22 protein-coding genes are annotated in these 15,669 nt (G+C 31.1%); 6 read left to right on the top strand and 16 right to left on the bottom strand.

Going from position 1 to position 15,669, the window contains the following annotated elements:
• Position 1: 1 nt before the first annotated feature.
• Positions 2-445 carry a hypothetical protein gene (locus SM9_RS02250; RefSeq protein ID WP_058738592.1) on the bottom strand — a complete coding sequence of 148 codons (444 nt, stop codon included), beginning with the start codon at positions 443-445 and terminating at the stop codon, positions 2-4.
• 327 nt (positions 446-772) lie between these two features.
• Here SM9_RS02250 and SM9_RS02245 point away from each other — a divergent pair, with 327 nt between their 5' ends.
• Both SM9_RS02245 and SM9_RS02240 read left to right on the top strand, forming a co-directional pair.
• The gene (locus tag SM9_RS02245) at positions 773-1,486 is read left to right on the top strand and encodes an Eco47II family restriction endonuclease (RefSeq protein WP_058738591.1); all 714 of its coding nucleotides are present in this window, start codon (positions 773-775) and stop codon (positions 1,484-1,486) included.
• A complete protein-coding gene (locus tag SM9_RS02240; RefSeq protein WP_058738590.1) occupies positions 1,487-2,200 on the top strand; it encodes an Eco47II family restriction endonuclease in 714 nt (237 codons plus the stop codon).
• Here the strand turns inward: SM9_RS02240 and SM9_RS02235 are convergent.
• On the bottom strand, positions 2,197-3,198 hold the full coding sequence (locus SM9_RS02235; RefSeq protein ID WP_058738589.1) for a DNA cytosine methyltransferase: 1,002 nt from the start codon (positions 3,196-3,198) through the stop codon (positions 2,197-2,199). The two genes, SM9_RS02240 and SM9_RS02235, sit on opposite strands and share 4 nt — an antisense overlap.
• Positions 3,199-3,333: 135 nt before the next feature.
• Here SM9_RS02235 and SM9_RS11885 point away from each other — a divergent pair, with 135 nt between their 5' ends.
• The 4 genes from SM9_RS11885 (at position 3,334) to SM9_RS02220 (ending at position 7,450) form a co-directional block, all read left to right on the top strand.
• Complete coding sequence (locus SM9_RS11885; protein ID WP_157064644.1) at positions 3,334-3,501, top strand: hypothetical protein; 168 nt, start codon at positions 3,334-3,336, stop codon at positions 3,499-3,501.
• A 1-nt stretch (position 3,502) separates the two neighbouring features.
• Positions 3,503-4,372 (top strand): hypothetical protein, encoded by an 870-nt coding sequence (locus tag SM9_RS02230; RefSeq protein ID WP_058738588.1) that lies wholly within the window; start codon positions 3,503-3,505, stop codon positions 4,370-4,372.
• Positions 4,373-4,485: 113 nt separating this feature from the next.
• A complete protein-coding gene (locus SM9_RS02225) occupies positions 4,486-5,961 on the top strand; it encodes a hypothetical protein (RefSeq protein ID WP_058738587.1) in 1,476 nt (491 codons plus the stop codon).
• A gap of 22 nt (positions 5,962-5,983) precedes the next feature.
• On the top strand, positions 5,984-7,450 hold the full coding sequence (locus tag SM9_RS02220) for a hypothetical protein (protein ID WP_157064643.1): 1,467 nt from the start codon (positions 5,984-5,986) through the stop codon (positions 7,448-7,450).
• Between the two features lie 150 nt (positions 7,451-7,600).
• Here SM9_RS02220 and SM9_RS02215 read toward each other — a convergent pair whose 3' ends face one another.
• From SM9_RS02215 to SM9_RS12260, 14 genes are all read right to left on the bottom strand, one after another.
• Complete coding sequence (locus SM9_RS02215; RefSeq protein WP_058738585.1) at positions 7,601-7,864, bottom strand: helix-turn-helix domain-containing protein; 264 nt, start codon at positions 7,862-7,864, stop codon at positions 7,601-7,603.
• An 8-nt stretch (positions 7,865-7,872) separates the two neighbouring features.
• Positions 7,873-8,913 (bottom strand): phage upper tail fiber protein, encoded by a 1,041-nt coding sequence (locus SM9_RS12140; protein WP_198144412.1) that lies wholly within the window; start codon positions 8,911-8,913, stop codon positions 7,873-7,875.
• Between the two features lie 18 nt (positions 8,914-8,931).
• Positions 8,932-9,075, bottom strand: a complete 144-nt coding sequence (locus SM9_RS11870; RefSeq protein WP_157064642.1) for a hypothetical protein — start codon at positions 9,073-9,075, stop codon at positions 8,932-8,934.
• Between the two features lie 12 nt (positions 9,076-9,087).
• Entirely contained in the window at positions 9,088-10,191 is a 1,104-nt protein-coding gene (locus SM9_RS02205) for a hypothetical protein (protein ID WP_058738584.1), read from the bottom strand.
• 5 nt (positions 10,192-10,196) lie between these two features.
• Entirely contained in the window at positions 10,197-10,415 is a 219-nt protein-coding gene (locus SM9_RS02200) for a hypothetical protein (RefSeq protein WP_058738583.1), read from the bottom strand.
• A 94-nt stretch (positions 10,416-10,509) separates the two neighbouring features.
• Positions 10,510-11,382, bottom strand: coding sequence for a collagen-like protein (locus SM9_RS12270; RefSeq protein ID WP_058738582.1), 873 nt, complete (start codon positions 11,380-11,382; stop codon positions 10,510-10,512).
• A 36-nt stretch (positions 11,383-11,418) separates the two neighbouring features.
• Positions 11,419-12,051, bottom strand: a complete 633-nt coding sequence (locus SM9_RS12265) for a hypothetical protein (RefSeq protein ID WP_058738581.1) — start codon at positions 12,049-12,051, stop codon at positions 11,419-11,421.
• Between the two features lie 5 nt (positions 12,052-12,056).
• A complete protein-coding gene (locus SM9_RS02185; RefSeq protein ID WP_058738580.1) occupies positions 12,057-12,656 on the bottom strand; it encodes a hypothetical protein in 600 nt (199 codons plus the stop codon).
• Position 12,657: 1 nt separating this feature from the next.
• Positions 12,658-12,912 carry a hypothetical protein gene (locus SM9_RS02180; RefSeq protein WP_157064641.1) on the bottom strand — a complete coding sequence of 85 codons (255 nt, stop codon included), beginning with the start codon at positions 12,910-12,912 and terminating at the stop codon, positions 12,658-12,660.
• A 33-nt stretch (positions 12,913-12,945) separates the two neighbouring features.
• A complete protein-coding gene (locus SM9_RS02175) occupies positions 12,946-13,197 on the bottom strand; it encodes a hypothetical protein (RefSeq protein WP_058738578.1) in 252 nt (83 codons plus the stop codon).
• Positions 13,187-13,345, bottom strand: coding sequence for a hypothetical protein (locus tag SM9_RS11860; protein ID WP_157064640.1), 159 nt, complete (start codon positions 13,343-13,345; stop codon positions 13,187-13,189). The genes SM9_RS02175 and SM9_RS11860 overlap by 11 nt, the downstream gene beginning before the upstream one ends.
• Complete coding sequence (locus tag SM9_RS02170) at positions 13,342-13,533, bottom strand: hypothetical protein (protein WP_058738577.1); 192 nt, start codon at positions 13,531-13,533, stop codon at positions 13,342-13,344. Before SM9_RS02170 ends, SM9_RS11860 begins: the two co-directional genes overlap by 4 nt.
• Positions 13,534-13,598: 65 nt before the next feature.
• The gene (locus SM9_RS02165; RefSeq protein WP_058738576.1) at positions 13,599-14,375 is read right to left on the bottom strand and encodes a hypothetical protein; all 777 of its coding nucleotides are present in this window, start codon (positions 14,373-14,375) and stop codon (positions 13,599-13,601) included.
• Between the two features lies 1 nt (position 14,376).
• Positions 14,377-15,564 (bottom strand): hypothetical protein, encoded by a 1,188-nt coding sequence (locus SM9_RS12260; protein ID WP_232299151.1) that lies wholly within the window; start codon positions 15,562-15,564, stop codon positions 14,377-14,379.
• Between the last annotated feature and the right edge of the window lie 105 nt (positions 15,565-15,669).

Here is a 15,669-nt window from a genome sequence, read left to right as displayed (position 1 = left end):
ATTATTCTCCCAAAACTTCATCTTTAATTTTAGAATTTATAGTGAATTCAGGATAACTAAAATAAACATAACGTAATAATCCTTTATATCCTAATTTATTAGATCCAACCTTAAGATTATTAACTTTTTTTTCAATACCCTCAGGAAATTCAATATCTTCTAAATACATTTGACCTTGTTTAGTAATTGAATATATATTACCTTCAGAATCTTCAAAATTAACTAAAAAATCTTTGCACAATTCCTTTAAGATATTAACTAAAACATGACTGTATGGTCCATAATCATAAGCTTTAAATTGTAATTCTTCTTTTAATTCAGGCCAAACTTCTTCAACTATTAAAAACATTTCTTTTTGAATAAATAAATTACCTTTAATAGGTTTTTGATTATCTGAATTCAATAGTAACAATACGAAATCTTTAGCAGACAACTTAAAACTCATAATTTACGAACATCCATTAATTAATTTAAAGATGTTACTATATTATTCTTCATATATATTAAATGTAACATTTTAAATGATTATATAAATTTATATACCTATTAATAATAGTGTTTTTTCCTAGAGAGCATTTGAAAACTAATCCCCAATAAAATTAGTATCCCTTATTAAACCCACTTTTAATATTTGTAAGAATATACTCTCATGATTCAAATAACATTAATTTATTAAATTTTTTGGATATAATTCCATACTATTTTTATAACAAAAATACTATAAAATAAGAATAACAGAAATATAACTTAATTATTTATCCAAGGTGGAAAAATGCACAAATACGTTGAATTTGTTTCAGATGAAGACTTTCTAGAATGTGTCAGAAAAGTTGTAGACTCATATCAAACCCTAGATGAAAATATAACTCCCACATCAATATTGACCGAAAGCAAAAACACCATTGATGAATTCAAAACTATTTTTGATGTTTGTGTAAACCAGATTAGCTTTGATGAATGGTCAAAAATAGAATTGACAAGACAGCAAGACAAAACTATCAACAATAAGATTGGAGAATTTCATCAGGAACTTTTAGGAAAAGTCAATGGATGGGTGGATTTAGGTGTTGGTGATGAAACAGAAATTGATCTTAAAAAAGAAGACAACACAGTATTCATTGAACTGAAAAACAAATACAATACCATGAACTCTTCATCTGAAAAGACATGTCGTGAAAAACTTGAAAAGGTTATAGAAAAATATCCTGATGCTACTGCATACTGGGCATATGTTATAAGCAAGAATTACAAATCAGAATGTAGAGTTTGGAAATATCAACAAAGAGAAGATGAAAGAATAAAAAGAATAAGTGGAGATAGACTATATGCAATGATAACTGGAGATTCTCAAGCACTTGAAAAAACATTTGATGCAATACCAAAAGCGATAGTTGAAATATTGAGCGAAGATTACAGACTAAGCAAAGATGATGAAAAACTTAAAATGGAATACAACAATATAATATTCAAAAATGAGGATGATTAAATGACAAATAAATATGTTGATTTTGTTTCAGATGATGTGTTTCTTGAAGAAGTTAAAAGAGTTATGGATTCTTATCCAAATGATGCTCAAGAAATACCATCAGCAATAGACTTACTAAAAAAATCTAAATATGGACTTGATGAATTTAAGATAATGTTTGATTTATGTGTGAATGATATTAGCTTTGAAGAATGGGTTAAAGCAGAACGAATAAGACAAAATGGTAAAAGCATTGAAAACAAAATGGGTGAATTCCATCAAAGATTGTTAGGTAGAGTAGAAGGTTGGCAAGATTTAGGAACCGGTGACAATAGCCACGTTGATTTAAAAAATGATGATGGAACCATATACATTGAAGTGAAAAATAAATATAATACAATAAATAGTGGATCAGGAAAAACTGTGAGAGAAAACCTTGAAAAAATTGTACAGGAAAATGAAAATGCAACTGCTTACTGGGCTTATATCATACACAAAAATTACAAATCAGACGATGCAATCTGGGAAAAGAAGAATTATGAAAATAATGAAAGAATAAGAAGAATTAGTTGTGATAAAGTATATGAATTAGTTACCGGTGACCCTCATGCTTTGAAAAAAACTTTCAGAGCAATCCCCATTGCAATTAATGACATATTAGGAACTAAGAAAGAATTTTCAAAGGAAGATAAAAAGATAATTAAAGAATATGAAGACCATATCTTTGATGATTAAAACAAAGTTGTCTGACCTTCTTTTCTTTTATTTTTTCCAGTTAATGCTTTAATCACTTCACGCCCAACAGCTTCAGCAACCCTTACAGGAACCGCATTGCCTATTTGTTTATACTTTGAAGTTATTCCACCTTCAAACTCCCATTCATCTGGAAATGACTGTATTCTTGCATATTCCCGTACTGTAAATGGCCTTACCTCATCAGGATGGCATCTTTCAGTTTGCTTTTGGCAGGGTGAAGTTGTCAGTGTCAGGCATGGCTCGTCCCATGATATTCTTCTTGCCATTCCCCGTTTTCCACCACCGGAATAAAAGCTTTTGCCCATGTATTCCTTTTGAACTTCTTCTGGAAGATCTATCCAGCATCCTCCTGGCGGAACGAGTTCAAGCACTTCCTTTTTCTTATCGGAGTATTCTGTTCCTTCAGATTCGGGAACATCTTTTAGGGCATCGCGCAGCACTGGATTTCCTTTGACTTTTTTTGGATAGTTGAATATCAGTCCTTTTTTGGTTCCGACAAGAAACATTCTTTTTCTTTTTTGTGCTACTCCATAGTCTACGGCATTTAGGACTTTGTATTGGACATCATATCCAAGTTCGTTTTCCAATACATTTACAATGGTGTCCATGGTTCGTCCTTTGTCATGCCTGACTAAACCTTCCACATTTTCGATTATGCACATTTTCGGATTGGTTTCTTTTATGCATCTTGCAAAATCAAAGAATAATGTTCCTCTTGTATCATCGAATCCTAACTTTTTACCTGCATATGAAAATGGCTGGCATGGAAGTCCTGCCACTACTATATCCGGATGATATTGAGTAAAGTCAACCTCTTTTATGTCTGCATGAAGCACATTCCAGTCCGGCCTGTTTTTGTGGAGTGTTGCCACACAATCCTTGTCTATTTCCACAAGCAGTTCGTGTTCCAGACCTGCTTTTTCAAATCCGAGTGCCAATCCGCCTGCACCTGCACATAATTCTACAACTTTTATCATGGTTATCACATCTATGCAAATTATATTTTGTATTAACTAGTATATAATATCTACCCAATGATATTTAAATGTTACTTTTTCAACTATTAAAACAAATCAAAAATGTTATTTAAGATAAAGAATATAATATTGACTATGAAAATCAATGAAGAGACAAAAGTGAGAAACCAAGGTGAAATTTCCTTGATTACAACAATACCGAAAACCTATGTAAAGGCTTTGAAAATAGAATCTGGAGATACTTTAGAGTGGATACTTGATACTGAAACAGAAAGACTAGAATTAAATATAATAAGAGGTTAAAATGGATAGAAAATTAATAATAGAAAAAGCATACGAAAATATTATATCTGGAATAATAAATTTATTGTTACCAATAGCAATACCTTCAATTTATTCTTATATAACAAACACGTCATTAAAAACAATATATGAACTTCCATTTTACATTTATCTACTACTATTTGTACCATTAATATTTTGGATAATACGCATTTTAATAAAGGCAAAAATGGAAGAAGGTATTGAATATTATTTACCTGATTATATGACTAAATACATTAATTGTGGCCATATAGTCTATAAAGACATATATTGGACGATTCAAATTCCAAGAGATTATCGTGGAAAATCCATTTCAATTATAAAAAATCATTTAAATGTTTCAGATGAACCAAAATGTAATAACTGCGGAACCAAATTAGAATTCACAAAACATGATATGTGGTATACTTGGAAGTGTGTTAATTGTGATTTTGTAAAAAGAACATTAATTTCACCAGATAGATTATATTCAAGAGTAGAAAAAAAATATGAAAGATGGTTAGAACTAAAAGAAGAAGAAAAAAAGAAAATGATAAATCTCATCCACATTATCAACACAAAATTTGAAACATCATATGGAAAATATGAGTTAAAGTTATTGCAAAAACTAAAAGATAATCTCCTGCAAAATAAAGAATTAGTGAATGAGATAGATAATAAAAATAAAGATGAAATAAAACCCTTATTCCAAAAATATTACAATAAAGAATTAAAAAACAAAACAAAATTCAATGCAAACTTTTACACTGATATTGAAAACAATATTGAAGTTAAAAATATTTTAGAAGAATTTTTAATTGATGACATCTATGAAGAACTTGAATTTGTAAATTTAATTAATCATGATTAAACATTACCTCCTACTTAAAACATTTTGAAAATATTTTTCTCAACTTTTCATAAAAAAATATCTCAATTAACAGATACCTAAGATAAACTTGATACTTAAAAGGTCGTGAAAAAATGTTGCCGATTGAAGAATTATTGAAACCTGGAGTTTTAGGATTTTACAATAGTTGTGAAGCCGTTCAAATATATTTAATTGATAAACGAGAAAATCCTCAAAAGTATATTAATGTATATACCATTTTTACTTTTGAAGAAAAAGAATATATTGAATTAGATAAAGAACATGGAGGTCGTAAACGAATAGATGATGACTTTACTTTATGCTTTGATAAACATTATTTTTCCTTAAAACAATCTCTTGATATTTTTAGTAAATTAGTCCATAGTGAATTTGAAGAAGATTATATAGTTCTAAAAGGTTCTTCATTGAAATTGCTTTCAAAACAATATATTTCTCCTGATGAGGGAAATAGATTAAATACTCTTTTAAAAAATAACTTTTTTTCAGGTTCTTATATTTATGAATTCTTTGAAGAGGACAAGGCTAATTTTGATTATTTTAAAAATGATTCTGAAAAACATGAAAAACTAGTTGATAGAATCCTAGAAGTTTTACCTTTGGATTTTTCATTAAATGATGATAGATTTGGTAATTATGTTTTTCAATTGCCAATTACTATTTTAAATTTAAATTATCATGCAAATGATACTTTTGATGGTTTTTACATTGATTTTTATTGGAATAATAAGTTAGATACTATTCCTGAATGCAGTATAACAAATACTATTAAAATAGAACATAATTTTTTAAGTAATACTATTGTTGACTATGATGGTAGTGAAACACAATTTATTGATACTGGCCCATTGGATAAATTAAGCAATTCATTAATTTGGAGAAGAAATCCTAATTTATTGGTTTATAGTTGCTGCCCAAGGTTTATACGAAAAATTAAGGTTATTATTGGTGAAAAAGATAAAACTGATTTAATTAAAGAAAAACCAAAAAATTATGTAGATATAATTAACAGCACTATAACTGAAAATCAATTGAATTCACAAGAAAATAAGAGCAGTTTATTGTCTACTAATAAACAGAAAAGTAGCATGGCATTCCTACAAGAATTAATTAAAAAATATGGTCAAAAAGAAGTTTTTATTATTGATCCTTACTTATCTTATAAAGAATTATTAAGCTTATTTAGTCCATTAAATCTTGCCAATGTTAAAATTAAAGCAATGACTTCTAAAAAAGTTTTAAGTAATTTTAGTTCAGGTATGGAAGAATTTATGGAAATTAATAGAAACAATATAATTTTACACAGAAATAATTTTAAATATAATATGGAATTTATAATTACAGATTATTCTGAAAAATTACATGATCGATTTTTAATTTTTCCAAATGCTGGACAATCAAATTCTAATCTTAAAGCATATTCGTTAGGGACATCTTTAAATAGTATTGATAAAAATATACACATAATTCAAGAAGCAACAAACGGGAATAAAATTTTGGAGTTATTTGAAGAAATATGGTCAGAATTTGATGAACCAGAATATAAAATATGGCCAGAGAATCAACAATAACTTCAACTTAAATGGTGAAAAAATGATAAATATAAAAAACATTGATTTAGATGAAATTAAACTTAATAAAGACTTGGATTATCTTTTCCATGAATTATTAAAATTTTCTACTAAAGAATGGAGTTATTTTGAATTTCCATTTAATAATCAATCATTAAGGATTGGATCTATTTTAGATAAAATTGATAAAATAATTTATGAAAACAACAAATCAGAATCCATTTACAATGAAGAATTTCAATTGAGTGTCTATAAAACAATTCTTCCATTTTTTAAATATAGTATGAACTATACTGACATTGGTTCTTTTTTAATATTTTTCCATGTTAATCTTCATTTTCTAAAATTAGATATTGCTGAATTAGTTAAAATCCATAACCTAAATGAACAGTTCAAAGATTTTTCAAAGAGCTTAGCCGATTTTTTCAAATCTTTAAATGTTCCAACTTTGGATATAAAAAATAATAGAAGTTTTGAATTCTATATTAAAATTATTAAAACTATAAATACTTACGAGACAGAATCTGATACATCTCTATTAAGATTAATTAACATGGATGAAACAACTTATTTCACCATAAATTCAAAATTAGTTTTTACAAATGAACTATTCAGTTTAATTTTATTTTTTAAAAATTTAGATTTTGATTTATTTGTAAAAACAATGATGGAATCAACTAATTTATTTTCAAGTATATTATTCATTAAATCATGCACTATTGAAGAACTTTTAATGATTTTACAAAATAACACTATCAATAATGAGTTCATTGTATTTCCTTCTTTGAAAAAAATTTTAGATAAAGAATATGATAAAATGTCTAAAAATAGAAATCTAGTTAAAAATATATTATCTCATGCATATAAACAGGATAGTGAGTTATTTAAGAAATTAATACAAATTTTTGATAGAAATATGTTATTTAATGAAAGTATAGGTTTATTAATTAAAGAGGACGTTGAAATTGATATGGCATTTATTATTAATCAATTTGAGATTTCGTATTTTTCTCAAGAAAATGATTATAGACGAAAACTTTTGGAAAATTATAACCGTGATGAAGATAGATATTTTGAATTATTAAAAATATGTTTTGTAAATCGTAGAGAACATTTAGATAATCTTTTAAATAATGATAAAACATGTATCTTTTTAAATTATGCTTTAACAAATTTAAGCAATTTTATTTTATTATATTATTTAGATTGTATGGATAAAACTAAACTATTAACTGAAATTAATAAAACATTGAAATCCATTAAATATTTGAATTCAGAATGGTTTGAATCAATTACAAGTTACAGAAATAAATTTTATGTGCATTACTCCAATTTATTGATTTTAAGTTGTGCATATCATTATAATGATATACATGATAATAAAACTTCAGAACTTTTTAAAGAATTGATATTGGATAAAACCTTTGAAAAAATGTTATATGAATCTGATTATACATCATTAAGTACTATTAAAAAGGTATTTTTATGATTAACTTTATTTTAGTTCTGTAAATTTTTAAGAATAATTATATGTAGCATCATGTAAAATCTGTTATTAACAAGAATATGAATATTAATTAAAATATCTGTACAATTTTAATCAAAACATGATTATAAATAGTAGAACAACTAAAAATTATTAGATATTTTTAACTAATTCATCCCCCTTATCAGTTAATCTGTATAACCTGCCCTTTCTAACTTCTGGATTAATACATTCGACTAATTCATGTGCTTTCAGTTCAGATAATACTTTTGAAATATGGTTTGTTCTAATTCCTGAATTTTTAGCTATTTGGGAAGGCATCAATACTTTCCCATTCAGGGATTTCATCACTTTTTCCCTATATTTTGAGATTTGCACATAGCTAATTTCTGTTAACATTTCATCCGATAATTCCATACTATCACTTATGAACTTCTTACAAAATAAATTGTATCATTATCATAGCTACCTAATGCATCATATGCTGCTTGTGTCATGAATCGGAATTTACCGAATACACCATATTCAACGCCCATATATACTGGACCTGTATCTTTTGCCAAATACATTTGTATACTTCCTGAATGTTTCAATGGTATTACTGAATATGAATCAAGAGATTCAGTATCCCAGGAACTTCCATTATATTCCTTAATGGCCATGATAGAACTTGTAACAATAGCTACACGATAACCTGCACTAACACCTGTCGGTAATGTGTTATTTGTTCTTATTTCATCGACTGGCAATTTCCATCCAGCTTCCTCATCACTACCTTGACCAGTATCACCTTTAGATCCTGTTGCTCCTGTAGCCCCAGTATCTCCGGTATCACCTTTAACACCTTGCGGTCCAGCATTTCCAGTATCACCTTTAGGCCCAACATCGCCGGTATCTCCTTTAATGCTTCCTACATTTTCCCAAGCATCAACATTCCAAACATAAAGAGACCCATTAACTAAATAGCTGTCACCATCATTACCTATTGGATGTTCAGCTATTAATTCCTCATAAGAATTATACGAACCTTTAATAGTAAGACTAGCACCAGTAGCTCCAGTGTCCCCTTTTGGCCCAGCCTGCCCTGTAGCTCCAGTAGCTCCTGTATCTCCAGTATCGCCTTTGGGTCCCTGTTCTCCCTTTTGTCCAGTTTCTCCAGTATCACCTTTATCTCCTTTACTGCCTTTCTCACCAGTATCGCCTTTAGCACCTTTATCACCAGTGTCTCCTTTTTCTCCTTTAATTGAGCCTGCGTTAGCCCATCCGGTTTCATTCCAATAATAATAGCTACCATCGACTATGTAAGCATCTCCCAGCCTACCTGACGGGTGGACCTCCATAAATTGTTCATATGTATCATAGTGCCCTTTTATTACAGTTCCAATACCTATATCTCCGGTATCTCCTTTAGGTCCAGTATCCCCTTGGACTTTTCCTATTTCTATCCATTCTGTTGTATTTGGCATGTCCTTATTCTCCATAAACTATTTTGGCCATCTGGCTATTAATTCAAAAATTGTATCTGAATCTTCATAATGAATATTATTGAGAGTTAATTTTTCCCTTAATAATGACCTAGCCAGTGTTAATCTGTTATTCTCTTCTATAACATTACTTGCAATACTCATTAATTAATCACCTCAGGGTGTAACTGCTCTGATATATTTTATTTTTAATCTGACTTTTTCATTTGCTGAGACATTATTTGCATATGCCATAACGACAGGTGTTCCTATAGATTCACCATACCAATAGGGCATATAATCTGATGGATCTCCTCCTTCTCCGTACATATATGCATAACCTCCATTATAAGTTCCGTTAATTTGAATATAACATTCTTTACTTACTCCACTTTCTGTAAAACCCTTATCTGTTGACCATTGTGGAATAAAAAATGTATCTCTTGAAGTTAATGTATCACCATCTGATGCATCCAGAAACAATCCTAGTGATCCGCCATATGAATCTTCTGGATTATACATTCCTCCACCAATACCTATGGCTTTTGTTGAAACCGGAACATTTCCTCTGGTTATATCAAATCCTATCTGTATGTTTGTGTTTGTATCAACATGAGTTAATGGCGGATAATATTTTAATGGGAATATTGCATACATTTGTCCTGCACTTTGGGCATGAAGGTCTATAAAATTCCCGCCCATTGAGAAGTCTTCGGTATTTATTCTACAATTGCTGTATTCCATCGGATTTGCATAATCTACAACACTTGCTAAAATTTGACCATATTTGGCTGGATAATACATGTAATAATTTGGAACATCGTAATGTATTGAAACATTGCTGTTATTGGTGACATATGCTTCATATCTATAATTTCCGTTGTTTGATTGTGGAGTTACGTTTAAGCTTTGGCCGGTTGTTATTGTGCCTAAAGTTGTCCATGCGCCTGATGTGGTTCCTGATCTTCTTCTTATTGTTACTGAAAGATTCATCATGGACTTACCATTTTGATCTCTAACAATTGGACGTAAATCCATACTTCGATTATATGTTTGAGAACCATCTTTAGTTAAAAATTCTTTTGTTCCAAATAATTCTATTGTTGTTGGAGTTGGGTATGGTAGTTTCCTGATTAATGGAATAATGCCTTCAGATGAAGTATAGTCAATCCCTTCCTTTGTTAATATACTTTGTAATTCACTTTTACAGGAATTTAGTTTTGTATTTAATTCTTGTTCATTTGTTAGAATTTCTGAAAGGTCTGGTGGAGTGAATGGCATGTTAATCAGCTCCCAAGTAATGTTAAATTGGCACTTTGTGCTGCGGTTATTGTTCCTATCTGATTTGTAACATCCTGAATTGCTGTAGCTATTGCACTGTTAGTAACTGCATTTGTTGTGTCACTTGTATTCAATGTTGAAACTAGATTAACGGGACCTGTTGCACCGGTATCTCCTTTAGCTCCAGTGTCTCCTTTTACTCTTCCTACATTTATCCATGACATTTTTTTCACCTTTGAAATTTTTTTAAAAAAAATAGGAAGTACTACTGTTAATAGCGAGTACTTCCTATTATTAGGGATTTTATGGAATTATTTTTTATTGGTAAACGTATAGTTCACCGTTTACAAGATATGCGTCACCAGTTGTGCCTGTTGGATGTTCATTGATTAAGTCAGCATAACTTGCATAACTTCCTTTGATAATAGTGCTGTATCCTTGAGGACCCATTTCACCGGTATCCCCCGTATCACCTTTTGCACCAGTATCTCCCGTATCACCTTTAGCTCCTGTGTCACCTTTGTCTCCGGTGTTACCTGTATCACCTTTAGCACCAGTATCTCCAGTTTGTCCTGTGTCACCTTTTTCTCCAGTAGCGCCAGTAGCTCCTGTATCCCCAGTTTCTCCTTTTGCACCAGTTTCGCCAGTAGCCCCGGTTGCTCCAGTATCACCTTTAGCACCAGTGTCTCCTTTAAGACCTGTTGCACCTGACATATCGGTTACGAAAGTGAATTCACTGGCTCCTTTTAAGTATAATTTTGCGTTGTCTGGATCTTCAACATTGGATTGGATTGCTACAAACATTCCTTCTGGAACATTAGCTGTATCTGCTTCCATTGCTGCAATGGATGCGTAAGTTTTGTAAATGCTGAATGGATCACCAGTGTCTCCTGTAGCACCTGTTGCACCAGTATCACCAGTAGCTCCTTTATCACCTGTCTCACCTTTATCACCTGTTGCACCAGTAGCTCCGGTATCTCCTTTTTCACCTGTTGCACCAGTAGCTCCTGTAGCACCTACATCTCCGGTGTCACCTTTGTCACCTTTATCTCCTTTATCACCAGTTAATCCTGCTAATTGTTCTGGTGTAAAGTCAGAATATTCGAACGCTTTACCTGTATCACCAGTGTCTCCTTTATCTCCAGTATCTCCTTTTGGTCCTTTGATTGTACCTACACTTGTCCATGTCATGTATTAAACACCTCTATTTTATTTTAGTTAATTTTTTTAATCGTTATGCCAAACGAATAGTTCTCCATCTACTAGGAATGCATCTCCTTCATTGGCAGTTGGATGTGCTGCTATTAATTCTTCGAAAGTATTATAAGACCCGAGTATGACAGTAGCAGCGCCTGTATCTCCGGTGTCTCCTTTCTCTCCTTTACCTCCAAGACTGACTTGGAAACAATTGACATATTTATATTCATCCGAATTTGCAACAGGATGAAATGCCAGAAACTCACCCGCATTATCAACAATTGCTCCATTTGGAGACAATTTTATTCTGTCTCCTGCTTTAACATTAACAATACCTGAAGCTAGTTTTAATCTGTAAAGTCCGCCTAAGAGAAGTACGCTTCCTTTTCTCTCCCCAGCCGTCATTACAACTGGTTCATTGACAAGTACGCCTACAGGAACTTCAGTATCGTTTCCGGTGTATTTTCTTAAACTTTCTTTTCCTATTGCAGATTTGTCTGAAATACAAAGTATATCATCAACTACACACTTATTGGAATATTCATATCCAAGACTACTACCTGATGCAGTTACTACATTATCGACTAATGTTTTAACTCCATCATCCAATAAGAAGGTAGTAATCTCCTTTCTTTCTTCCAATAAAACAATTGTATCTGTCATGTATATCACATTAATATTTCAAATATATGATTTCCTTTTACAGTCGGATTGCATTTTATATTATAACCATTTTCACTAGCTAAATTGCAGAAATATAAATCTTCTGACAGGACTGAATCATTTGGATAAGTTACGAACTTGAAATATGGATATTGGAGTTTTTCAAAGATTTCTACTTTGATTAATGCAATTCCCAGTCCTCCTCCTTTAATTTCAATTGGCCTTGGAACTTCATGAATCATTGTTCTTCCTTTGATGCAGTTGTCATCGTTGAAGTCTTTTCCGAAGGTGTAGATTATTGTCTGATCTGTTTTTGTTCTTTTTCTGTAGTACCATCCAAGAGCAATATCAGATTCACATTCCAATAATTTGACTAAAGCATCTGACGGTAGCTGAATGTCTGAATCTACCATTAATACATAGTCATAGTTTCCGGCCATTGAGTTTTTAGCAATCTGATTTCTGGCCTTGGCGCAGTCATAGCCTGCTACATAATCAAAGCATAGGTTATAACCCTCAGGCCTTGTTAGACCATATATGCTTTTAAAGCATTCCGGCTTGATGTTTTCAAAGGTCGGGACTGCAATTAAAATATTTTTATCCATCTTATTCGTTCTCCAGTTTTTGGATTCTTGACTCCAAATCTTCCAAATTTATCTTGTCTTCACGCTCACATCTATACTGATAATAATCAATTGATGCGACAATAATGATAGCTAATGTAAATGGTAATAGACCTTCAATTAAACTCCATTTAGTTGCATTAGTCATGATAATGTTGATAGCTATTGCTGTTAAAACAGCACTTGAAATTGTTTTGGTAAAGTTACAGATGAATATCTTCTTTTTTAATTCGTTCATAATCATCAACTTAATATTATTCTTAAAAGGATTTTATTCTCCTTGAGGGTATCCCAATACTGTTTTAGCTTTTTTCTTAGCGTATTCAACATCTCCTTCGCCTCTTATCCTACTTGCGTAATGGCTGGCTATTCCTAACACTATCATGAGGATGCAGTAGGGAACAGTATTTTCACTAATGCCTAAAGATTCTGAGTATAACATGATAATGGGAATAACGGTAACTAAGAATGATGTTAATATGTCAATGTCTTTTCTGTTCTTTTCTAACCATTCATATATCATCTGCTATCGCCTCATCATTAGTATGACTTAAAATTACTCCGTCAACACAAATCTTTTCTTCATTTTCGTATACTTCACGAGCGTTTTCTTCTACGTTTATCCAGGTTTCGTATTCTTCTAAAGTTTCAAAGTATTTGATGTATTTCATTGTGCCTCCCAAGTGATTGAATAATAGAGAATACCATTTTCTATTTTAAATGATATTATTGGTTTAACGGCATAAGGATATCCGCTGTCAACGTATTTGGTGCCGTTCCAGTAGAACCAGTGGCCTGTTGATGTGTCAATGTATGGTCCTTTATTTTCTAAAGTTCCTACCAGTTTCCTTATTGTCATGTTAAAACCTCTCTATAATATTATATATTTTATTATCTACTTTATTATATATTTTATTATTTTATTTATATAAAGTATACTTTTTCACCGTCATCACAGCCTTCCCATTCCATGTACAGTTTATTGTCTTCCCATACAAATCTGACATTATTGACAATAGCCACATCAGGAAGCTCACAATATGTAACACCATCATTATCCTTAACATAATTGGCCTGAGCCATAATATTTGATTCTGAAGGTATGATCATATTAACGACATGAGTTATTTCATCCTGTTCAAAACTGCAATCTGCAAGATCAATACAGTTCTGAGATTCCGGATACATTTCAATCTCAGACATCTGTCTGTATACCCTAATGTAATTGGTTGATGTGTTTTCCGTTAGGTTAACAATGGATAATAGTCTTAAATCATGGCCTTCGACCGGATTGCATTCACCGTCACCGTCAATGTAGATTCTGGTGTTTGGAAGTATTTCCTTTGGTGCTGGTCTTTTGAGTTTTAATCTGAAAACATCACCTAAAACTGCAACAGTAACCAATGTTAGTCCTGAAGTTTTGACCTGTACTTTACCTAAAAGATAACCGAAAGCCAAATCCCCTTCTTTGGCTTTTCTAACTATTGTATGTTCCATTGATGAAGATTCATCCAGTGTTACCATTTCACCGACTGCACATCTATCAGAAGAAATCCATGCAGTATGCTCTTCATTAACATAGGTTCTTTCGCCCTCATCCAGAAGGCATGCAATAACATCCATTTTTTCTGAATGTTCCAATCCTGTTGGATATCCACGTCCGTGTCCTATTGTACTTCCGCCATCATAATCAATAATCATTTTAAAACACCCAATCCCAGTTATGATTAATTATTTTATCCGGCAGATGCAGTCCGGTATCTTCTAAATTCTCATCATTAGCATCCCACAATAATATAGCTCCTTTATAGGCTTTAGGATATTCATGGATTCCTTTATATAATCTAATTCCATGTTTAGAATCTTTTTCTGTAACTGTTATTGTTGGAATACCATTAGCTGCAAATAATGGGGATGGAAATACAAGCAGCCATTTTAAATCCAAATAATTGAAATCTGATAATTCAGAATCTTCATAAAATGTTGCATCAATCATTACTTCATCATAACTTGTTTGATGAATATGTGCTGGATTGTTTCTACTAAATCCTTCCAAATAATCAGAACTAACTGAAAATCCCGTTCCTGCTCTCATATGATAATGGTATTGTTTCCAGTCCCCTTCCTCATCAGTTCCTGAATTATATGCATCCCATGAAGAAGACATTACTAAATCACTAACACCATCAAGTAAACAATAGTCTTTCTCTTGTCCAGTTATTATGGAACTAAATTTCATATCTTCATGATATGGTGTTAAATTATAATCTGTTTGCATAAATACAGATATTAATAGTTCATCACTGCCATATGGATAGTTAAAAGAATCATAAGTAGTAATAGCTCCACCAGCCCTTTTAAACCTGGCAAAAACTACTCTGCCATTTGCACATGATTGGCCTGATAAATTTTTAGTACATAAACATGAGACATCCATTGGAACAAAACGTGAACGTATCACATTTCCCGAATCAATTGAATCATATTCAACACTTAAACCAGAACATGACTCAAAAAAATCTGAGTATGTATCACTATTTGCATCAAAAAATTGAACCTCACCAGAAGTAGAAAGTGAACTTGAAAATGTAGTTGACTTATCATATACTGCTAAAATTAATTTAGTTGTCTGTGAAATTTCAGCAACTGGAATTCTAACAAGAATAACTGCAGGTTTAGATTCATAAGCTGGAAGATATAGTACTGGACAATTTGTCCCATCCAATGTTTTGATTTTTAGATTTTTCAAATCATTTCGGAATAAGCTTGAATAAGAACTACCAGCTAGAGAATCTAACAATATATAATCATAATTTGAGGAATAGCTACTACTCCTTTCAGTGAAATTACTCATTGAAATATTGATTTGTAATTCTTTAATTAATGTCATGATTAATATTTATTATCTTATTTATATAAATAATATAATAAAAAAAGTAATATTAACATTAATGATTCCACTTTTAAAAAGTGTTTTCACAGACAATTATCTATA

It is taken from the genome of Methanobrevibacter millerae, assembly GCF_001477655.1.
GTDB lineage: Archaea > Methanobacteriota > Methanobacteria > Methanobacteriales > Methanobacteriaceae > Methanocatella > Methanocatella millerae_A.
Note: the sequence above shows the minus strand (reverse complement) of the source record. Positions and strands in the feature narration are given on the sequence as shown.